16 protein-coding genes are annotated in these 20,913 nt (G+C 57.6%); 6 read left to right on the top strand and 10 right to left on the bottom strand.

What is annotated here, in order from left to right; all coding sequences use genetic code 11:
• The first annotated feature begins 218 nt into the window (after nucleotides 1-218).
• Nucleotides 219-1,751 carry an FMN-binding glutamate synthase family protein gene (locus IPP95_09815; protein QQS71484.1) on the top strand — a complete coding sequence of 511 codons (1,533 nt, stop codon included), beginning with the start codon at nucleotides 219-221 and terminating at the stop codon, nucleotides 1,749-1,751.
• Nucleotides 1,752-1,838: 87 nt separating this feature from the next.
• Here IPP95_09815 and IPP95_09810 read toward each other — a convergent pair whose 3' ends face one another.
• Nucleotides 1,839-2,867, bottom strand: coding sequence for an FAD-binding oxidoreductase (locus tag IPP95_09810; protein QQS71483.1), 1,029 nt, complete (start codon nucleotides 2,865-2,867; stop codon nucleotides 1,839-1,841).
• Nucleotides 2,868-3,003: 136 nt separating this feature from the next.
• Here IPP95_09810 and IPP95_09805 point away from each other — a divergent pair, with 136 nt between their 5' ends.
• Nucleotides 3,004-6,426 carry a proprotein convertase P-domain-containing protein gene (locus IPP95_09805; protein QQS71482.1) on the top strand — a complete coding sequence of 1,141 codons (3,423 nt, stop codon included), beginning with the start codon at nucleotides 3,004-3,006 and terminating at the stop codon, nucleotides 6,424-6,426.
• A gap of 58 nt (nucleotides 6,427-6,484) precedes the next feature.
• Here IPP95_09805 and IPP95_09800 read toward each other — a convergent pair whose 3' ends face one another.
• The 7 genes from IPP95_09800 to IPP95_09770 form a co-directional block, all read right to left on the bottom strand.
• On the bottom strand, nucleotides 6,485-6,844 hold the full coding sequence (locus IPP95_09800; protein ID QQS71481.1) for a response regulator transcription factor: 360 nt from the start codon (nucleotides 6,842-6,844) through the stop codon (nucleotides 6,485-6,487).
• Nucleotides 6,845-7,130: 286 nt separating this feature from the next.
• Complete coding sequence (rseP, locus tag IPP95_09795; GenBank protein ID QQS71480.1) at nucleotides 7,131-8,483, bottom strand: RIP metalloprotease RseP; 1,353 nt, start codon at nucleotides 8,481-8,483, stop codon at nucleotides 7,131-7,133.
• Complete coding sequence (locus IPP95_09790; GenBank protein QQS71479.1) at nucleotides 8,471-9,655, bottom strand: 1-deoxy-D-xylulose-5-phosphate reductoisomerase; 1,185 nt, start codon at nucleotides 9,653-9,655, stop codon at nucleotides 8,471-8,473. Before IPP95_09790 ends, rseP begins: the two co-directional genes overlap by 13 nt.
• A 267-nt stretch (nucleotides 9,656-9,922) precedes the next feature.
• On the bottom strand, nucleotides 9,923-11,662 hold the full coding sequence (locus IPP95_09785; protein ID QQS71478.1) for an SBBP repeat-containing protein: 1,740 nt from the start codon (nucleotides 11,660-11,662) through the stop codon (nucleotides 9,923-9,925).
• A gap of 3 nt (nucleotides 11,663-11,665) precedes the next feature.
• Complete coding sequence (locus tag IPP95_09780) at nucleotides 11,666-11,959, bottom strand: type II toxin-antitoxin system RelE/ParE family toxin (GenBank protein QQS71477.1); 294 nt, start codon at nucleotides 11,957-11,959, stop codon at nucleotides 11,666-11,668.
• Nucleotides 11,956-12,198, bottom strand: a complete 243-nt coding sequence (locus IPP95_09775) for a hypothetical protein (GenBank protein QQS71476.1) — start codon at nucleotides 12,196-12,198, stop codon at nucleotides 11,956-11,958. The genes IPP95_09780 and IPP95_09775 overlap by 4 nt, the downstream gene beginning before the upstream one ends.
• 134 nt (nucleotides 12,199-12,332) lie before the next feature.
• A complete protein-coding gene (locus IPP95_09770; GenBank protein QQS71475.1) occupies nucleotides 12,333-13,307 on the bottom strand; it encodes a threonylcarbamoyl-AMP synthase in 975 nt (324 codons plus the stop codon).
• Between the two features lie 369 nt (nucleotides 13,308-13,676).
• Between IPP95_09770 and IPP95_09765 the strand changes: the two genes are divergently transcribed.
• Nucleotides 13,677-15,194, top strand: coding sequence for a DUF1566 domain-containing protein (locus tag IPP95_09765; protein ID QQS71474.1), 1,518 nt, complete (start codon nucleotides 13,677-13,679; stop codon nucleotides 15,192-15,194).
• Nucleotides 15,195-15,389: 195 nt separating this feature from the next.
• Nucleotides 15,390-16,100: a thioredoxin gene (locus IPP95_09760; protein ID QQS71473.1), complete on the top strand. Its 711-nt coding sequence runs from the start codon at nucleotides 15,390-15,392 to the stop codon at nucleotides 16,098-16,100.
• A gap of 30 nt (nucleotides 16,101-16,130) precedes the next feature.
• Here the strand turns inward: IPP95_09760 and IPP95_09755 are convergent, their stop codons facing one another.
• On the bottom strand, nucleotides 16,131-17,618 hold the full coding sequence (locus tag IPP95_09755; GenBank protein QQS71472.1) for a GH3 auxin-responsive promoter family protein: 1,488 nt from the start codon (nucleotides 17,616-17,618) through the stop codon (nucleotides 16,131-16,133).
• Nucleotides 17,618-18,523 carry a M23 family metallopeptidase gene (locus IPP95_09750; GenBank protein QQS71471.1) on the bottom strand — a complete coding sequence of 302 codons (906 nt, stop codon included), beginning with the start codon at nucleotides 18,521-18,523 and terminating at the stop codon, nucleotides 17,618-17,620. Before IPP95_09750 ends, IPP95_09755 begins: the two co-directional genes overlap by 1 nt.
• 169 nt (nucleotides 18,524-18,692) lie before the next feature.
• Between IPP95_09750 and IPP95_09745 the strand changes: the two genes are divergently transcribed.
• Both IPP95_09745 and IPP95_09740 read left to right on the top strand, forming a co-directional pair.
• Nucleotides 18,693-19,181, top strand: a complete 489-nt coding sequence (locus IPP95_09745) for a GAF domain-containing protein (protein ID QQS71470.1) — start codon at nucleotides 18,693-18,695, stop codon at nucleotides 19,179-19,181.
• The gene (locus tag IPP95_09740; GenBank protein QQS71469.1) at nucleotides 19,178-20,776 is read left to right on the top strand and encodes an Ig-like domain-containing protein; all 1,599 of its coding nucleotides are present in this window, start codon (nucleotides 19,178-19,180) and stop codon (nucleotides 20,774-20,776) included. The genes IPP95_09745 and IPP95_09740 overlap by 4 nt, the downstream gene beginning before the upstream one ends.
• Nucleotides 20,777-20,913 lie beyond the last annotated feature (137 nt).

Below are 20,913 nucleotides of genomic sequence, written 5' to 3'. Positions count from 1 at the left end.
GTCCGTTGGGCCTTTATGGGAAGGAGCGGCAAAGGTACGGTTGGTGCGAAACGCGGGAATGCTCTTCCACCCGTATCCAAAGTTGCGGTCCGCAGCACCGGAAGGATCAATTACGGAACGGGATGAACGCAGCTTTTCGGTCCGGAGTTGTTTCCTCGTTGCCTTAATTCTGGAAGCCTTCCCGGCCATACTGTACCAGCTCATTTAATTTCACCGCCATGCGCAAGCTATTCTACCTCATCGGCACCCTCCTGCTATTTGCCATCGCCCTCATCGGGTGGTTTGACCATCGCTACTACTGGGCCTATGCCGTGGCGATACCGCTTTTTCTGCTGGGCATCTACAATGCGGTGCAGCCGCGGCACACCATCCTGAGGAATTTCCCGGTGCTGGGCTATGTGCGCTATGCCCTCGAGTTCATCGCCCCGGAGATCCAACAGTACTTCATCGAGCGCCATACGGACGGACGGCCCTTCAGCAGGCAGCAGCGTTCACTGGCCTACCAGCGCGCGAAGAACGTGGGCGATACCGTGCCGTTCGGGACACAGCTGGACATCAACGCCGGCAACTACGAGGGCATCCGCCATTCGATCTATCCCAAGGAGCGCCCCGCCGATCCACCACGGGTGACCATCGGCGGCGCTTATTGTAAAAGGCCGTACAGTGCCTCCTTGTTGAATGTCTCCGCCATGAGCTTCGGTGCCCTGAGCGACCGTGCCGTGCTGGCCCTCAACGCCGGAGCGAAGAAGGGCGGCTTCTACCACAACACCGGAGAAGGCGGCCTCAGCGACCACCACCTGAAGAACGGCGGAGATCTGGTGTGGCAGATCGGTACCGGCTACTTCGGATGCCGCACCAAGGAGGGCAACTTCGACTCCGAGCTGTTCCGCACCAAGGTGGCCGAGCACCCGCAGGTGCGCATGATCGAGCTGAAGATCTCACAAGGCGCAAAGCCCGGCCACGGCGGCGTGCTCCCTGCGGTGAAGAACTCCCCGGAGATCGCACGCATCCGGCACTTGGAGCCGCACACCACGGTGATCTCCCCTCCCGGCCACACCGCCTTCACCAACGCGGACGGTTTTCTCGACTTCATCTGCCTGTTGCGCGAGCTCAGCGGCGGTCTCCCTGTGGGCTTCAAACTCTGCATCGGCCGGACCGAGGAGTTCACCGAACTGTGTGAAAAAATGGTGACCACCGGCAAGCGCCCGGACTTCATCACCGTGGACGGTGCGGAAGGCGGGACCGGAGCTTCGCCCTTGGAGTTCACGGACTCCGTCGGCATGCCCATCGAGCCCGCCTTGATGTTCGTGCGCCGCACACTTGAACGCTTCGGGCTGCACGGGGAGATCAAGATCATCGCCAGCGGGAAGGTGCTTACCTCCGCCAGCTTGATGAAAATGCTCGGCTTGGGTGCGGACCTCTGCAACAGTGCCCGCGGCTTCCTGTTCTCCTTGGGTTGCATCCAAGCGCTGCGCTGTAATACCAATGACTGCCCCACCGGCATCACCACCCAGGACAGAGGCTTGGTGCGCGGCCTGAACGTGGCCGACAAGAGCGAGCGCGTCTATCATTTCCACATCAACACCTTGCTCTCCCTGATGGAACTGCTTGCGGCGTGCGGGTTGGAGCGCGTGGAGGACATCAATATGAGCTACTTCATGCGCGGTGACGAGTTCGTGAAGCTCGCCGACAGGTATTTCCCGGACGGGCTCGATCAGGTGATGCATCCGTCGCCGGGAGGGAGCAGGTGAGGTGTATTGCTTTGCCCGCGTCATTGCCCGGACCGTTCCCCAACCCCTCCTTCGGGGAAGGAGGGGAGACCGCAAAACCGCTTGGACTTAGGTGAACCGGTCACTGCGTACTTCCTCATCCAACGGGTCGCCGTCGAACAAGTGGTCCAGCAAGCGCTCTGCGCACCACGGCGCCAGCATCACACCGCGCGCACCGAGGCCGTTGAACACCGCCTCACGCTCTCCGGTCTTGCCAAGTATCGGCCTCCGGTCCTGTGAGGTGGGCCGCACTCCGGCATTCTGCCCGACCACTTCGATAGGCGCTTTCACGATCGCTCCCAATTTTGCCAGCAGCCATGCGCGGGCCTCCTCCGTCGGGCCTTCCCATACGTCCGTCCACTTGAACGTAGCACCCACCCGGTAGAGATCCCCGCCCAAGGGCAACAGGCCCACGCCGCCATGTACCGTCCGTGTTAGGTGCAGGCCCGGTATGCGCACGGTCAGGGTTTCACCCTTTACGGGAACAAGCCCGGCATCGCTGGCGAAGGGGCCTGTACAATGGATGAGCCAGCGGCCTTGTACATCACCGATCCGGACACCTTCCGGACCCGGTCGGACCTCAGTTCCGTCCACATCCCGCTCGGTGAGCTCCCCTTGGCGCAGTAGCTCTTCCCGCTGGGAGCTGAGCAGCATCTGCACATCCAGCCAGGCGGCGTCGATCACTGTGCCATAGCCGTGCGGTGCCCGCAAGGGTGCCGCATCGATCTCCGGTTCGGGCCTGCTGGCGATGAAAGGCAAGGTGCCCGGTTCCGCCATCGCCCGTGCCCACTGCTTCACCTCGTTCGGCGTCGGGAAGATCTTCACCAAAGCGGTGGGATGCCAGCAGGTGATGCCAAGATGTTCCTGCCATGCGCCATAGAAAGTCCGCGTCAAGGGCATCAGTTCGCTCGCCCGCCAGCAGGGCACGTTGCGGCGCAGTACCACCGGGTTCACCGCGCCGCCACTTGCCACGGAGGCGTTGCCCTCGCGCTTACGATCGAACACGTGGAAGGTGAGGCCACGGGAACGGCATTCTTCCGCCAGAACGGCACCCGCGATGCCGCGGCCAAGTATCAGGACGTCATAAATGGCGCTCATGGTGCGAAGGTCGGTGAAGAGGAATTAAGGCAGATCCAACTACCGCTTGTCCGGTTTCGTCGAAGCATCAGTTGACTTCAGTGCGCAAACCACTAATTTTCCCGCTTCATTCCGCTCCACCAACCCTGTCATTCATATGAACGTTCGTTCTCTCCTCTTCTTCTTGCTCGTGGCTGTTAGTAGCCTTGCACACGCACAGACTTATTTGGACCCATTGACCCAGCGATCGCCCGACGGGCAGTTCAAGATAACCGTGGAACGTACCATTCCCGTGGAGTTCCTCGGGACCATACAGCCCTTTGCACTGTGGGACGGCACACGGCAATTCCCGGATGAGCGTGTTCGTGATGAAAATGGTGTGATCAGGGAGAACGAGGAGGCTGAGGACGAGGAAGGCCGCCGGGGCCACCCATCATTGGACCCCAATGCCTTGCCGCACGGGAACGATCCGGCATGGCAGACCACCGCGCCCACTCATGGTTTTGATCGTGCGGTGGACCTCAGCGTCAACGGCATGGGAAATACTTCCGTAAGCCCCGCCGACCCTTGCTTGGCCGTCGGACCCAACCATGTGATCCAGATGATCAACGGTTCCTCCGGGGCCTACTTCCGGATCTATGACAAGAATTTGGCGAATCCCGGTTCACAGACCTACATGGACAATTTCGTCAATTCCATCGGTGGGATCACCAGCTATACCGGGTTGGGCGATCCGATCATCGTGTATGATGCGCTCGCCGATCGATGGATGATGACCGAGTTTTCCAGCAGTGGCAATCGCATGATCGTGGCTATTTCCACAGGCTCCTCTCCAACAGGCTCGTGGTACGCCTATAGCTATACAGCCACCAACTTCCCGGACTATCCCAAATACGCGGTCTGGAACAATTGCTACGTGGTGACCACCAATGAGAACTCACCCGCGATCTATGCCCTGCCCCGTGCCAATATGTTGGCCGGAACGGGCGGAACGGCGGTACGCTTCACCATTTCTTCACTTGCCTCCATCGGCTTCCAGGCGGCCGCACCGGTGCATTTCGGCGGTGGAACGCCACCTCCCACAGGTGCTCCGGCGATGTTCATGCGCATGGTGGACGACGCTTGGACCACCGCGGCGGATGTGGACCGGCTGGAGCTTTGGAATATCAACTACAATGAAGCGACGCCTGGGAGCTCCACCATCACCGGCCCTACAGCCCTTCCCACGGATGCCTTCGATTCCGACCTCTGCGGATACACCACGCTCAACTGCATCACGCAGCCGGGTTCGCAAACCATGGACCCCATCCGCGAGATCCTGATGAACCAGATCTGCTACCGCAACTTGGACGCGTTGGGTTACGAGGCCATCGTCTGTACGCATTCCGTAGACCTCGATGGCTCCGATCGCGCCTGCCCGCGCTGGTATGAATTGCACCGGACCGGGGGTGGCGCCGCGCCATGGAGCATCTTTCAGCAAGGAACCTTTTCCCCCGACGCGAACGACCGCTGGATGCCCACTGCCACCATCAACAACCTTGGCGACATCGGCCTGGCATACAACATCGCAGGGACCACCGGCGGCAATGTCTATCCCGGAATCCGGTACACCGGCCGGTACCGTGCAGACCCGCTCAACACGATGACCTTCGCCGAAACGTCCATCGTGGCGGGCACGGCCAGCAACAACAGCAACCGCTATGGCGATTACAACTCATTGGATGTAGATCCCTCGGACGGGGTGTCCTTTTATGGGACCGCGATGTACAACCCGGCTTCATCCTGGGGCACCCGCATGTTCAAGTTCTCCTTCCCCGTGGTGGGCTGCATCCCACCTACGGTGACCACCAATGTGGTGGATAACTGTGGTGCGGGCACTTTTACCGTCCAAGCGACCATTGGCTCGAACGGGGATTCGCCGGACTACGATGTGTATACTGCGGTCAACGGGGGAGGGCAGACGTTGCTCGGAACCTATACGCCGGGCACGATCACCGTGGGGACATATTCCTTCGGCACAAGCGTGGTCATCCAAGTGCGGCATAACGGGAATAGTTCCTGCAACCAATCATTCAGTGCGATCACTTCTACGGGCACCTCCTGTTGTACGGCGCCTACGGCCACGGTCACGGGGGCTTGTCTGGGCATCACCAATTACAACGTCAGCGTGGACCTTACATCCATGGGCAGCGCCACCTCAATTGCCATCCAGATCGACCCGGACGCCTCCGGACCGAACCCGCCCGTTACGGTCCAGACCGTCACCACCACCGGCGTTTATGGGCCGTTCGGCAACTACGCGAGCGGCTCGCCGGTCAACGTGATCCTGGTCCACAACCTGTTCGCCCTATGCACGGTGCAGGTCGATGACTTCGTGAAGAACTGCAATTCGCCCGGTGCAGGCTGCGGGGCATTCAGCATGAACACTGCAAAGCCGATCGCCGATCAGTCCACCACGACCAGCCCCATCACTGTGCCGGCACAGGGCGGCTCCGCGCTCACGGACCTCAACGTGTACGTGGACATCTCCCACACCTATTCCGCCGACTTGCGCATCTCTTTGACCAGCCCGGCAAATACCACGGTCAACTTGATCTCGTCGGCACTTTGCGGTTCAAATGATAACATCGTGGCCGAATTTGACGATGCCGGGGTCAATGGGACCGTGGGGGGCACCTGCCCGATCAATAACCTCTTCGTGGTGCCCGCCCAGACCTTAAGCGCATTCAATGGGGAGCTGTTCGAAGGCACGTGGACGTTGACCGTCCAGGACGTCGCGGCAGCGGACATCGGCACCATCAATAGCTGGTGCTTGATCCCTGCTCTTTCATCGCCGAACATCACCGTTTCTCCCAAGGTGTTCCTTGAAGGTCCATACAATAGCGGCACAGGACTCATGAGCGACGCATTGAGGGCAGCATCATTGGTGCCGACCACTGAGCCCTATTCGGCGTTGCTCTATTCCTTCGTTGGATCGCCTGGTGCCGGCGGGACGCTGGGGGCGGGCGTGCTCTCCGTCACGGGCAACAACGCCATCGTGGATTGGGTGGTGGTCGAGTTGCGTAACGCTACGACACCGGCCACCGTGGTCGCCAGTTGTGCGGCCTTGGTACAGCGGGACGGGGACGTGGTCGCATTGGACGGCACCTCCCCCGTGAGTTTCACGCACAGTCCGGGGAGCTATTACGTGGCGATGCGCCATCGCAACCACTTGGGCGTGATGACCGCATCTACCGTCGCCCTCTCTGCCTCGCTGACCTCGGTCGACTTTACCTCGACCGGCACTGCGACATACGGGACCGCGGCCCAAACCCTGCTGGGCGGAAAGAATATCATGTGGACCGGTGATTCCAACTTCAACCATCAGATCTCCTATACGGGTGGTACAAACGATAGGGACCCCATCCTTGGGCGGATCAATGATCCATCACCGAACGCCACCGTGAACGGCTATTTCACCGAGGACACCAACATGAACGGCGTGGTGAGCTATACCGGATCGGCCAACGACCGTGATGTGATCCTGGTGAACATCGGTGGCTCTGCGCCGACCAGCAAGCGCTACGAGCAACTCCCATAAGAGCTAAGCCACTTCAGCGTTCCTCCTCGGTGACCGCGGTCCGGCACGAACAAATTGTTCAAGCGGCCAGCAACCGCTCCATGCGTGCGATCAGATCGTCCGGATCGAACGGCTTTTGCAAGAGGTCGTTCGCGCCGGCACCGGTGATGGTCGTCAGCAGGTGTGGCAACTCATACGCGGTAATGATGAGCACGGGGGTGGTGATGTCCTTGGCACGTAAATTCTCCACCAACGATAATCCGTCCACGTGGGGAAGTCCAAGATCGATCAGCAGCAAGTCTGCCGGTTCATCCAGCATCATCCGCTCCAATTCACGGCCATCCTTCAACGTGGTGACCCGCCAGTTGGAATCCATGGCGTGGTGGGCGATCAACGTGCGGACCAAAGCATCGTCCTCGACAAGGATGACATGTGGCATGGTAGGAGGGTTTTGCACGTTCCTACGGAAGAAGAGCCGCGGAGGTTCTGGATATAGGCCGCAGAGGCGCTGAGGCGCGGAGAATTGCAGAGAGGGATTTTGGTCGCTGAGGCGCTGAGGCGCGGAGAAGATCAGTCGGCAGTTAGCAGTAGCAGACGGCAGACGTCTGATCACCGATCTTGAGCCTTGGATCAGAAGTCTGAACAGGGTCCAACTCGTAACACGCCAACTCGCAACCGGATCCTTGTATCATTCTCGGTACCTCGGCGCCTCCGCGGCCACCCTGCTACAAACTCCCGGTCACCAGCTTCACGATGTCGTGCCCGTTCACGGCGATGATCACGGTGAGCAGGAAGACCATGCCGGCCATCTGGGCGTACTCGAGCACCTTGGGGTTCGCCGGTTTGCGCGCGATGGCCTCATAGAGCAGGAACACCACATGGCCGCCGTCCAGCGCGGGGATGGGCAGGATGTTCAATACAGCTAAGGCCAAGGAGAGGAAGGCCGTCATTTCCCAGAAGCGCTGCCACACCCAATGCGGGCCGTAAGCTTTGCTCATGGCGATCAAGCCGCCCATCTGCTTCATGCCAGCCTTGCTGCCCAAGAGCTTGAAGGAGGAGACGTTGTCTTTCAGCCGCTGCCAACCATAGGCGAACCCTGCCGGGATACTGCCGAGGAAGCTGAATTTCTCGGTGGCGAATGTGAAATAGTCGCTCGGTGCCCGTGGTTGCAGCCCCACGATGCCATTGGCGTCCACTTCCACCGGCACGCGCACTTCATGGCCTTCGCGCAGCAGGGTCACCTCCACGTGCTGGTCCTTGCGGCCCTTCACGGCTTCCACGAAATCCTGAAAATAGCGGGCCGGTTTTCCGTTCACGGCCACGATACGGTCACCCTTGCGGAAGCTGCCGGTCTTCGCCGCGTTGTTGCCTTCCAGCACCGAATCCACATAGAACGGGAAGCGCGGGCTGAAGAGCACTTTATCATTGTTTTCCAAGATCTGCTCCTGGATGTTCGCGCTCAATGCGATCTGCTTCTTCTCGAGCTTTCCCGTACTGTCCTCGCGCTCCACGGTCACTTCGCGCGCACCGTCGATGAGGATGGCCAACGATACATCACCGAGCGTCTTGGGGTCGCGCCCGTCCACGTCGACGATCATGTCACCGTCGCGGAAGCCCTCGCTCTTCATCAGCGCGCTGGGGGCCACGCCGTAGGTCAGGTTTTGTACGGGCAGGTATTCACGGCCCCAGACGAACAGCACCATGGCGTAGATCGCGAAGCCCAACAGCAGGTTCACCGTTACGCCGCCCACCATCACGATGAGGCGCTGCCATACCGGCTTAGCGCGGAATTCCCACGGCTCTGGTGGCTTCTGCATCCGCGCCTTCTGCTCGGCGTCCATGCTCTCGTCCACCATCCCGGCGATCTTCACATATCCGCCGAAGGGCAGGCAACCGATGCCGTACACGGTCTCGCCGATCTTCTTCTTCACCAAGGCGTATGGCGCGTCGAAGAAGAGGAAGAACTTCTCCACCCGCATGCCGAACAGCTTGGCGGGCAGGAAATGGCCGAACTCGTGCAGGGCCACCAAAATGGACAGGCCGAGGATCAGTTGTCCGGCGTAGATCAGGATCTCCATTGCGGGGAATTCAGTGTCTCGTGCGCCGCGCGCCGCGTTTCCGCATCGCTGGCTTCGAGATCTTCGAGCGTGGGTGAAGCCACAAAGGTCGCCTTTGCGAGCCGATCCCTGATCATATCGCTCATTTCCAAGAATCCGATACGCTCCTGCAAGAACGCTTCGACAGCCACTTCGTTCGCCGCGTTCAGCACGCAGGGCGCGTTGCCGCCCCGTTTCATGGCTTCCAGCGCAAGGCCCAGATTGGGAAAGGCTTGCAGATCCGGCTGCTCAAAGGTGAAGCTGGGGTACTTCGAGAAATCAAAGCGCGGCCACGTGGTGGTCAATCGCTCCGGGTAGGCTAGCGCGTATTGGATCGGTAATTTCATGTCGGGCAGGCCGAGCTGGGCTTTCATGCTGCCGTCGCGGAACTGGACCAAGCTGTGGATGATGCTCTGCGGATGCACGATGATCTCCACCTGCTCCGGCTTCAGGTTGAACAGCCACTTGGCCTCGATCGCCTCCAAGCCTTTGTTCATCAGGCTGGCGCTGTCGATGGTGATCTTGGCACCCATGTCCCAGTTGGGATGCTTCAAGGCCTGTGCTTTCGTCACGGCGGCGAGCTCGGCTTTGGTCTTTCCTCGGAACGGTCCACCGCTGGCGGTGAGAACGATCTTCTCGATCGGGTTCTCCCATTCACCGGCCAAGCATTGGAAGATGGCACTGTGCTCGCTGTCCACCGGATAGATGTTCACCGCATTCGCCTGTGCCCGTTTTGTCACCAGTTCGCCGGCCACCACCAAGGTTTCTTTGTTGGCCAGTGCGATGGCTTTTCCGGCATCGATCGCGGCCAGCGTGGGGCGCATGCCCGCATAGCCCACCATGGCGGTGAGCACCGTGTCGATGGTCTCCATCTGCACTGCCTGCGCAATGGCATCAGCGCCCGCGAAGACCTTCACGCCAAGCGGGAACAAGGCATCACGCACTTCGGCATAGCGGCTTTCGTCGCCGATCACCACCGCGTTGGGGTTGAACTCCTTCGCTTGCGCGATCAGCAGTTCCGCGTTTTTCCTGGCGGTGAGCAGCTCCACGGTGAAGTGCGCGGATTGCTCGCGCACCACTTCCAGCGCTTGCGTGCCGATGGAGCCGGTGCTGCCGAGGATGGCGATGCGTTTGGGGGAGATTTCTTCGGGCACAGTGCGTGGTTCAATGGGTGCGAAGTTCGGGGTTAACCACGGAAAGGGTTTAATTGCAATGGGTGTGGGGGAAGGGCTGGCCGAAGGGAAGTGTGCCAGGCAAGTAGTTCCGGGTGGCAGTCTGAAGACAGCCGCACTCCTGAGCACCACAGGGCGAGGTAGCCTCTGTGCCTTGATCAACAGTTTGTTGGTGACCCACTGATCGACCCCGGCCTGCTCCCGTCAAAAACCCACATCCCATAGGGACGGGAAAATTGTCGGCAACCGTTATTCTTTCACCAGTTTGACCACGCTCTGCCCCTGGCTTGTCTTCACGGTCAGGTAATAAGCACCCGGGGTACCTGGCATTTCAAAACCAGAATTGGAGGTGGGATCCAAGGTTTGTTCTGAAATTACCTTGCCCTGTATGTCCGTAAGAATGACTTTCACTTGACCCACGGTTTGTGAAAAGGTGAGACACACCTTGCCGGTGCTCGGGTTTGGGTAGGCAGCGAATTGAATGCCGCTGCCCAGATCAATGATGTCCGACGGCGCTTGGCCCGTCTTCTGAACGAAAATGTCAGTATTCCCAACCGCCGTGAGGTTGCTTGTTCCAGCTCCTTGGTCGAAATCCACGGTTCCATAAAAATATCCCGTGGTGTAAATATTCCCGGCGGAGTCCACGGTGAATTTCCCGGAACTAACACCATCAGTAGTAGGAGAAGTTCCGCCGTAAGACCTTGCCCAGAGAAAATTGCCATCGGCGTCCATCTTCTGCACAAAAGCTGCTATGGCTCCTAGTGAAGTGAGATAGCTTGTACCTGTCCCCGGGTCGAAATCCACGGTTCCATAAAAATCGCCCGTTGTGTAAACATTCCCGGAGGCGTCCACGATGGAATAGCCGTAATCCTGATCAAAGCCTCCGAAGGACCTTGCCCAAAGGAAATTGCCGTTCGCATCCATCTTTTGAACGAAATCGTCGCCCTCTCCGGCGGATGTGTAGTTGATCGTTCCCGCTCCTGGGTCAAAATCCGCTGTTCCTCGATACTGTCCTGTGGTGTACACGTTCCCGGAGGCATCTACAGCGATGGAAAATCCGTACTCGTCTTCAATACCTCCGAAGGACCTTGCCCAGAGGAAATTGCCGTTGACATCCATCTTCTGAACGAAAATGTCGCCGCTTCCGGCAGATGTGTGGTAGCTAGTTCCAGGACCCGTGTCGAAATCAACAGTTCCTGAAAAAATCCCCGTGGCGTAAACGTTTCCGGAGGCATCCAAGGTGATGGAATAGCCTGCACTAGAACTCGGTAACTCCTCAGAATATATGCTGTCGGGAGACCTTGCCCAGAGAAAATTGCCGTTGGTATCCAGCTTCAGCATGAAAGCTGATTCACCTCCATCGAGGAAGCTTGTGCCCGGCCCCGGATCGAAATCAACGGGTCCATAAAAACCACCCGTGGTGTAAACATTCCCCGAGGCGTCCACGACAATGGAATAGCTTTCATCTTCATGAATTCCTCCGAAGGACCTTGCCCAGAGGAAATTACCGTTGGTATTTATCTTCTGCACAAAGACGTCTTCATTTCCGTTCGAGGTGAGATTGCTTGTACCTGTCCCCGGATCGAAATCCGCAGTTTCTTCAAAATATCCCGTGGTGTACACATTCCCGGAAGCGTCCACGGCAATGGAATAGCTTTCATCGTCATGAATTCCTCCGAAAGACCTTGCCCAGAGGAAATTGCCGTTGGCATTCATCTTCTGCACAAAGACGTCATGGTTTCCGTTCGAGGTGAGATAGCTTGTACCTGTCCCCGGGTCGAAATCCACGGTACCTTCAAAATACCCCGTGGTGTAAACATTCCCGGAGGCGTCCACGGTGAGGGAATTGCCTACACCCCCCGCATTAGGTCCACCGAAAGACCTGACCCATTCCGAGTTCTGGGCATTCAACGATGCCGTTACGAAAAGGAATACTCCCAAGATCTTCGCTCTTATCATTTGGCGTGTGTAGGTTACAGTTTGTGCCATGGCCTACGGCCCGAACTTCTTGCTGGGCTTGCGGCTCGTGTGCCGCACTTGGACAACGTAGATGCGATCACCCTTGACACGATAAACCACCCGGTACTTTAACCGGTGCAACATCACATGCCTGTATTCGGCTTTTCGGATCTGGTAGCCGTGGGGGTTGGCCTTGATGCGGGTATAACACTCATCAAGCGCATCAAGGAAGCGTTCGCCGGATCTCTTTTTCTCCTGTTCGCGATACGTGTAGATCCTCGATACCTCCGTGGTGGCGCTGGGTCTGACCAACAGGGTGTACCTCATCCCTTGTGGCCTGCACGGACCGATCGCCTGGACTCTTCCTCTGTGTGGAACTTCACTTCGCCACGTTCATGCTTGGCAATAGCCTCATCGAACTCCGCGCACTCCTCATCGGTGATGTCGTCGTCCACATGCCCCTGCTGAAGCTTGTAGAGCAAAGTGCGGATCGCATCGAGGATGCTCGTGTCGTTTTCGTCCTTGATCATCTGCACGATCTCGGTCTGTAGGTCGATGGTGCTCATGGCGTTGGGTTGTCCGGTAAAGTTAGGAAGTCTTCATCTGGCGGTGCGCATCTGCGCGTGGGCGCTGGGACTGACGGAAGGAAAGTGATGGGATGTTCCGTGCACAGCTTGAAGATTTGTGGCAACGAGGTATGTCAACTACGCTTGGTGGAAGCGCGCCGCAGCCGGTCGTTGATGGCTGCGCCCAAGCCGTCTTGTGGGAAGGTCTCCGCGAGGATGATGTCGGCTTCGCTGGCGTCCAGGCTTCGGAGCGCCGCGAAAAGGTGACGCGCGGCCTCAGAGATATTGCCGCTGGGAGAGAGCACCTCCGTGCGCCAAGCGTCATGGTTTTCAGTGAAGGCGATCACTGCGACGCGTTGGCCTGCGTGCTCCTTCAACAAGGTTTTTATATCGCCGATGAAGACCGGCTTGCGCGGTGCGTAATGGCTTTCCAGCATGCCGGGCGATGCGGGCAGTACGCTCTTCTTTGCAATGCCCACCGCGCCGATCACGGCTTCGATCTCCGCCACGGGTGTTCCTCCGGGACGGTAGAGCACCCATTGATCCGCCTCGCTTTCCCAGCCGATGATGCTGCTCTCCACACCGACTGTGCAAGGGCCACCATCGAGGATGTAAGGGATCTTGTCGCCAAGCTGGTCCGCCACGTGTTGCGCGGTGGTGGGGCTCACGTAGCCGAAGGGGTTCGCGCTGGGCGCCGCGAGCGGGAAATCCAACGAGCGCAGCAGTTCCAGCGCCATGGGATGTGCGGGCATGCGCACCGCCACGGTGTCCAAGCCGCTGGTGACGAGGTCGGGCACGCGATCGGATTTAGGAAGCACTAACGTTAAAGGACCCGGCCAGAATTTCACCATTAATGCCTCAGCCTCCTTTCGCATGTCCTTTCGCGTGAGCTCGGAGAACGACACCACCTCCTTCACTTGCTCCAAGCTGTGGACGTGTACGATCAATGGGTCAAAAGCCGGGCGCTGCTTGGCCTGGAAGATCTTCAGCACCGCGGCCTCGTTGTAAGCGTTCGCCGCCAAGCCGTAGACGGTCTCGGTGGGGATGGCTACGACTTCGCCTTTGCGTAGGAGTTCTGCAGCGGTTTGAATGTTGGTGCCGATGGGCATGCTTGGTGCGCGGTAGCGAGGCGCGAAGATCGGGTGAACGATGGATATGCCCCATTGAATGTGGTGGGACGTTACCTTCGTTGGGCATGCCGCCGCTCAACCCTCAACGCTGCTCGCTGACTATTGGGGCTTACCGGCACTTTGGGGTGGATAAACCCTGTATGTTGTTAATTCGCTATTTAGCGGCCAAGCTAAAAACTGAAATTATGTTAACAATCGAATTGCGATTAAACCCTTTTGATGCTTCGCGTCCAACGATCACTAAGGGTTCTGTTGACTTAAAGCCGAATCGAAAAGCTGCTCATTGTTCATGAGCCAAAGGTCTAACCAACTTTCTCTACCCATCAAAAGAAGATAGCATCAAATAAGATGAAACATCTACAATTGAAAAAATATATAACTATAGTCATAGCGACTGTTTTTATAAATTCCACGGGATTTAGCCAAACAGTACCTTATAATATTGTCGGCACAGGTCAGACAAATTCCTACAATAATACCGGCATTATCTCATTGCCAACAACTGGTCAATCGTTCTATGGACAAAACACCAATCATTCTGGAAATACACCATCCTATACCGATAATGGCAACGGCACTATTACGGACTATGTAACCGGGTTAATGTGGGAAAAAACAGCGGACAAAAACAACGATGCTGCAATCAATTATTACGACAAACAGACCTATGCTGAAGCTCTGGCGGGAGCGGCATCCTGCTCAACAGGTGGTTATACTGATTGGCGATTACCTTCCATCAAAGAACTATACTCACTCATCATGTATTATGGAGCAGAGTCGAACCCAACTGCAACAACACAGGGCACCTCTGTTCCATTTATCAATACAAACTATTTTACGTTTGGCTATGGAGACCTTAATTCAAGTTCACACGGGGCCACTTCTGATGAACGACTGATTGACGCCCAATATGCAACAACTTCAATTTATGTAAGCACAACAATGAATGGCGTTTCAACCATGTTTGGGGTAAATTTTGCCGATGGTCGAATTAAGGGTTATCCTGCAAATAATCAAAAAAAATATTACATTAAATATGTGAGAGGAAATACCGCTTATGGGATAAATAATTATGTTGATAATCAGGATGGTACTATTACTGATAATGCAACAGGGTTAATGTGGATGCAAAATGACAATACAACTTCTATTTTGTGGGAAAGTGCATTAAGTTATGCCGAAGACTTTACCTTTGCAGGATATTCTGATTGGAGATTACCGGACGTTAAAGAATTGCAAGGTATTGTAGATTACTCTCGCTCTCCTGCAACATCAAATTCAGCTGCAATAAACCCTGTTTTCAATTGCACTCAAATAACAGATGAAGCTGGTGTAGCCGACTATCCGTACTATATGAGCAGCACAACTTTTTCTTCACAAACTCCTACCGATGGTACTCATGCATGCTATGTGTCCTTTGGAAGAGCCATGGGTTATATGGCTGTATATGGAGGATGGATTGACGTTCATGGTGCCGGTGCTCAACGTGCTGACCCTAAAACAGGTGATCCCGCATCTTTCCCTACCGGATTTGGCCCCCAGGGTGATGCTATAAGAATTTACAATTATGTAAGATTAGTACGAAATGCTGGTTCAACAACCGGAATTAATCAAATTGAAAATAAGTCTCAGCTAAATATTTATCCTAATCCTTCTAAGGACTTTCTTACAATCAACCTGAACAAGACAATTGCTGCAAATGCAGAGATTACTATTTACAGCTTTACAGGTGAACTTGTTTACGCTGAAAATATCGACTTTCTTGATAATGTAAATATCAATGTTAGCAATATAGTAAAAGGAATCTATCTTTTAAAAATAAAAATCAATGATGATGTTTTAACAAAGAAATTCATTAAAAACTAATCTCATGAAATATTCATTATTCTTTGTCGCAGGGTCTCCACTTCGGGACCCTGCAGCACGAAAAACCGACCGTATCTCATAGCAAAGCCTTCGCTCTGTGACAACGGTCACAGCCGTCCGACCAGCCCTGGGTAATTTTGGCGAAGCAAAGAAGGCCGTACCTCCTGTATCCGCCTCCCGATAGACGAACATCCCATGCCCACTTCGCACGCCCTTCTCCTCGCTCCGCTCTTGTTCCTCTTCAGCTGCACCAGCGGCCAAACGCCGGGTTCGGGCGCCACACTTCCTGCAAAGGAATTCCAGCAGAAGATGGCCGAACTGCCCTCGGCACCGCTGCTTGATGTGCGCACGCCGGAGGAGTTTTCCAAGGGCCATTTGGCCCATGCTAAAAACTGGAATTGGACGGATGGCCAGTTCAAGGGAAAGGTCGGGGAGCTGGACCCGGCGCAACCGGTCTTTGTGTACTGCCTCAGCGGCGGTCGCAGCGGCGCAGCCGTGAGCTTGCTCCGCTCAAAGGGCTTCCAGCAGGTGTATGAGATGCAAGGCGGGATCATGAAGTGGAACGCCGCGAACCTGCCGCTGGAAACCGAGGAAGGCGTCGATGCCCCGGCAGGCATGTCAAAAACGGATTTCGAAGCCCTGTTCAACACGGACAAGGTGGTGCTGGTGGATTTCTACGCTGACTGGTGCGCCCCGTGCAAACGGATGAAGCCTTACTTGGACGAGATCAGCAAGGACATGGCCGACAAGGTGACCGTGGTGCGCATCGATGCCGATGCCAACCCTGCCCTATGCAATGCGCTGGGCGTGGAAGCGCTGCCCGTTCTGCACGTGTACAAGAACAAACAACTGACTTGGCAGAACACCGGTTATATCGGCAAAGAGCAGGTGGTGCAGCAATTGTGACGTGACCGGTAGTTGAGCAGGAGCAGTTCACTACACACCCAGTGCTTCCACGTACTTCCGGTCGTTCGCCAAGCGCGGCACCTTGCTCTGCGCATCGTTCATGCCGCGTGCTTTCATCCAGGTGGCAAAACCACCGCGCGCTACCGGCACGATCACCAAAGGCCGCAATACATGGCCGGTGATGAGGTCCTTGTAGTAGGGATTGCGCCGTTGCAGCGCCTCGTCCATCGTATGCGCGAATCCCGCCATGTCCTTCGGTGGAGCGGCGAATTCAATATGCCATTCATGGAACGGCAGACCTTCTTGCGGTAATAGCTGTGGGGCTACGGTGAACTCGGCCACTTCACAAGGGTGTGAAGCCACGGCTTCCTGCAATGCGCCTTCCACCTCCTCTGCGATCACATGCTCCCCGAAGGCACTGGTGAAATGCTTCGTGCGCCCAGTGACGATGATGCGTGGCGGCTTCAGCGAGACGAACTTCACGGTGTCGCCGATCTCGTAGCCCCAGAGGCCCGCATTGGTGTGCAGTACCAGCGCATAGTTCACGCCTAATTCCACTTCGCCGATGGACAAGCGGCAAACGTCGGGTTTACCAAGCTCGCTGGTGGGAATGAACTCGAAATAGATGCCGTTGTCCAGCACGAGCAGCAGGCCTTTGCCGGGGTCTTGATCCTGGTACGCGATGAAGCCTTCGCTAGCGGGAAAGGTCTCCACGCGGTCCACTGTTCCACCGATCAATGCTTCCATACGGCTGCGGTAGGGCTCGTAGTTCACGCCACCGTACACGAAGAGCGAGAAATTTGGGAAGACCTCCTTCACGGTGGCCTTGCCAGTGCGGGCCAGCAGGCGCTCGAAGTACATCTGCACCCATGCCGGGATCCCGCTGATCAGGCGCATGTCCTTGGACATTGTTTCGCCAACGATCGCGTCCACTTTCGTTTCCCAGTCGGGGATACTGTTGGTGGCGAAGCTGGGCATGCGGTTTTTCAGCAGGTAGGAAGGCACATGGTTGGCCACGATGCCGCTGAGCCTGCCGCTGGGCACCTTGCCTTTGCGGTCCAGCACGGGGCTGCCTTGCAGAAAGATCATCTTGCCGTCCACGAAAGCCGTGTTGCCGCTGCGTGCGATGTATGCGAAGAGCGCGTTGCGCGCACTATCGATGTGGTTGGGCAGGCTCTCCTCGGTGATCGGGATGTACTTCGCGCCGCTAGTAGTGCCGCTTGTCTTGCACAGGTAGAGCGGAAGCCCGGGCCAGAGCACGTCGCGTTCGCCTTTCACGATGCGCTCGATCCACGGGCGCAAAGCCTCATAATCGCGAAGTGGAACGGTCTTGACCAATGTTGCGTGGTCCTTCACCTGCTCCAGCCCATGCTCCTTTCCGAAAGCGGTGTTCTTTCCTTCGGCGATCAGTTTCCTCAGCTCGGCCTGTTGCGCGGCCACAGGGTTCTTGGCGGTGCGCATCGCGCGTGCAACAGAACGCTGTGCCAGAAGTTTCGCGGCAAAGCCCTTCAGCGACATTATTGGAAGCCGATATAGGTCTGCGGGTCCACGGCCTTGCCCCCGGACCAAAGCTCGAAATGCAGGTGCGGGCCGGTGGTGTACTCGCCGCTGTTGCCCACGATCGCAATGGCCTCGCCCGCCTTCACATGGTCGCCCAGCTTCTTCAGCAGCACGGCGTTATGCTTGTACACGCTCACCAAGTCGAGGGTGTGCTGGATCTGGATCACGTAGCCGGCGTCGCTGGTCCAACTGGCGAGGATCACAGTCCCGTCCAAACAGGCCTTCACGGCCTCGTCCGCCTTGGTGACGATGTCGATGCCGTAGTGCCCTTCACCGGCGTTGAAGGTGCTGGTGACCACCCCGCGCAAGGGCGGGAAGAACAGCAGGCCGGGCAGGCCCAAGCGGTCCAGTGTCGCTGCGTTCCCGGTGGCATGCACGCTGTAAGCCTCCTCGGCCCGGATCTTCTCGCGCAGCAGGCTGTCGGCAACAGAAGGTTGAAGTTCGGCGGCTGCGGGGGCCTTCACAGTGGGAACGGTGAGGGTGATGCTGTCCGCGGGCAGTTTTCCGCTCAATACGTTGCGCAGGTTGTCGATGTAGGCGTCGCGGATGGCCATGGCGCGGTCCAGGGAATCGGCGGTGGCCATGGCCCGGTAGGCGTTCACCTTCACCTTTTGGTTGGAGTATCCGGGAATGAACTCCTTCAAGGGCGTGAAAACAATGAGCGCGGAGACGAACAGGGCGTTCACGATGAAGAGCACGATCGCCAACAGGATCACATTGATCCGGGACAGCCGCAAGCTGAAGCGCTCCTCATAGGTGGACTCGTTGATGAGCACCGCGCGGTACTTACTGCGCAGCTTGCGCATGAGCTGCTTCCGGCGGGCCTTGCGCCGCTGGCTGTCGGATCGGTGGGGCTCGGCCATGGTACCGCGCAAAGGTGGGATTTAGATGCGGCAATGCGACGCCATGGGAAAAACCGCAGATAGCCGCATATGAAATGCTCTCCAATAGAGGGCACGGGTGAAAGGCCTCGGCCATCAGACCTGCACGGCTGCCGTTGGCCTCCGGTATCTTCGCGCCGTCCATTCAACCATGGCCGAGCAACTGGTGATCCCCCATACCACGGACCGCGCGTCCTTATACAGGGCACTTTTCCCGCAGGTGAAGGCGTTGTTGGCCAACGAGCGAGATCCGGTGGCCGCCATGGCGAATTTCTGTGCCGCCGTCCAGCAGGTCTTTCAATGGCATTGGGCCGGTTTTTATCGCGTGATGGATGGGCAACTGGTGGTAGGCCCCTTCCAAGGCCCGATCGCCTGCAGCCCCATTGCCCATGGAAAGGGCGTTTGTGGCACGGCCTGGGCGGAGGGCCGCATCATCACGGTGCCGGATGTTGAGGCGTTCCCGGGCCACATCGTGTGCAGTTCCGAGAGCCGTAGTGAGATCGTGCTGCCGTTGCGCGGCCGTAGCGGCGATGTGTCCGCCGTGTTCGATGTGGACAGTGCCGCGCTGAACGACTTCGGCCCGGAGGATGAACGCGGACTGGCCGAGTTGTGCAGCTTGATCGAGCCCCTGCTCCCATGACCAAAAGTGCGTGGGCCGTTCTATCGGTCGCATTGCTTGCGGCATGTGCGCAGGTGAAGGAGCCCCAAGGCGGCCCCAAGGACACGGAGCCGCCCCATTTGCTATCCGCGGAGCCAGCGGACGGAAGCATCCGGTTCTCCGGTAAACGCATCGTGCTGCACTTCGATGAACGTGTGAAACTGGACCGCGTCCGTGAGCGGCTGCTGGTATCACCCCCCTTGGCCAAAGCACCGGACGTGATGGTGAGCGGAAGCAAGGATGTGGCGATCACCTTGAACGCACCTTTGGCGGCGAACACCACCTATACCTTCAATATCGGCGAGGCGGTACAGGACCTCAGCGAGGGCAATCCGGCGGCGGGCCTGTCGTTCGTGGTCTCCACGGGAGACCATGTGGACAGCCTCTCCGTGAAAGGCCGCGTGCTGGACGCTTTCAGCGGACTGCCCGCGCCGGACGTGCTTGTACTGCTGCACGATGTGAATGATACGGGCGACGTGCGGACGGCGCCACCGGCCTATTTCACCCGCACGGCCGCGGACGGCAGCTTTCTATTGGCCCACTTGCGCGGTGGCCCTATGCAGTTGAACGCTGTGCTTGACCGCAACGCCAACTACCGCTTTGATCTTCCGAACGAGCAGGTCGCGTTCCTGGACAGCGTGATCGATCCCCGGGACTCGACGGAGCAGGAGCTATTCCTCTTTCAGCCGGTGTCCGCCAGCCAGTTCGTGACCAGTGCGAAGGTGCTGGACGACCGCGGATGGCAGATGGTACTGGCCCGCCGTGCAGGTGAACTGACGCTGAGTTCCATCGACCGCGAAGGCGGAGAGTTGACGTGGTGGCCGGAATGGAACTCGGGACGGGACACGGTGATCTTCTGGCCGTCGGACACCAACTTGCTCAGGGGACAGCGCTTCATTACCACCGAGGATGGTATGGTGCTGGACACACTGAGCTACCGGACCCCCACCACCATGCCGTTCAACCTGGTCGTTACCGCTGGCCGTGATCCGGTAACAGGTGCTCTGCGGCTTTTGAGCACCCGCCCGGTGGCGGCGGTGGATACCGCCCATGCTGAGCTGCGGATGGACAGCGTGCTGATACCTTTTGTGCCGATCTTGGACACGATGGAGCGGCGCATTATCGGGCTGGACTTCAAGCTTCCCAGCGGGAGATCCGCGTCGTTGGATCTGTACCCCAAGGCGGTCCGGGGTGTGATGGGTGGCACCAACGACACCACGAAGCTCCGTTTCGGCGCGGTCGATCCCCGGACCTTGGGAAAACTGAAGGTGAAGTTGTCGGCGGACAACGGAACGGCCGTTCCCGGTCCTCTGGTGCTTCAGCTACTCACCGCCCAAGGCCGCATCATCCGAGAGGTGGTGCTGGATTCTTTATCAGGCCAAGTGGCATGGTCCGATCTACAGCCGGGCAGCTACGGTCTGAAGCTGATCGAGGACGGCGACGGCAACGGAAGATGGACCACGGGCTCATTCATTGAGGGCCGACAACCGGAGCGTGTTTTCCTGCTGACGGACCCGGTGGTGCTACGGGCAGGTTGGGTGGTGGAGACGAATTGGGAGGTGAAAAACCATCCCTGAGTTCGTTCGTCGAAGAAATCACCCCGACCCCACTTTGTACTTCGAGGCACCGTTAAGCGTCTGAAAGTCCGTGGTTTCCTTAGTTGGCAAGGCATTTGCTATACCCTGATGATGGTAAAAAAATAGTTGACGATTCA

The organism is Flavobacteriales bacterium (assembly GCA_016700415.1).
Taxonomy (GTDB): domain Bacteria; phylum Bacteroidota; class Bacteroidia; order Flavobacteriales_F; family PHOS-HE28; genus PHOS-HE28.
Note: the sequence above shows the minus strand (reverse complement) of the source record. Positions and strands in the feature narration are given on the sequence as shown.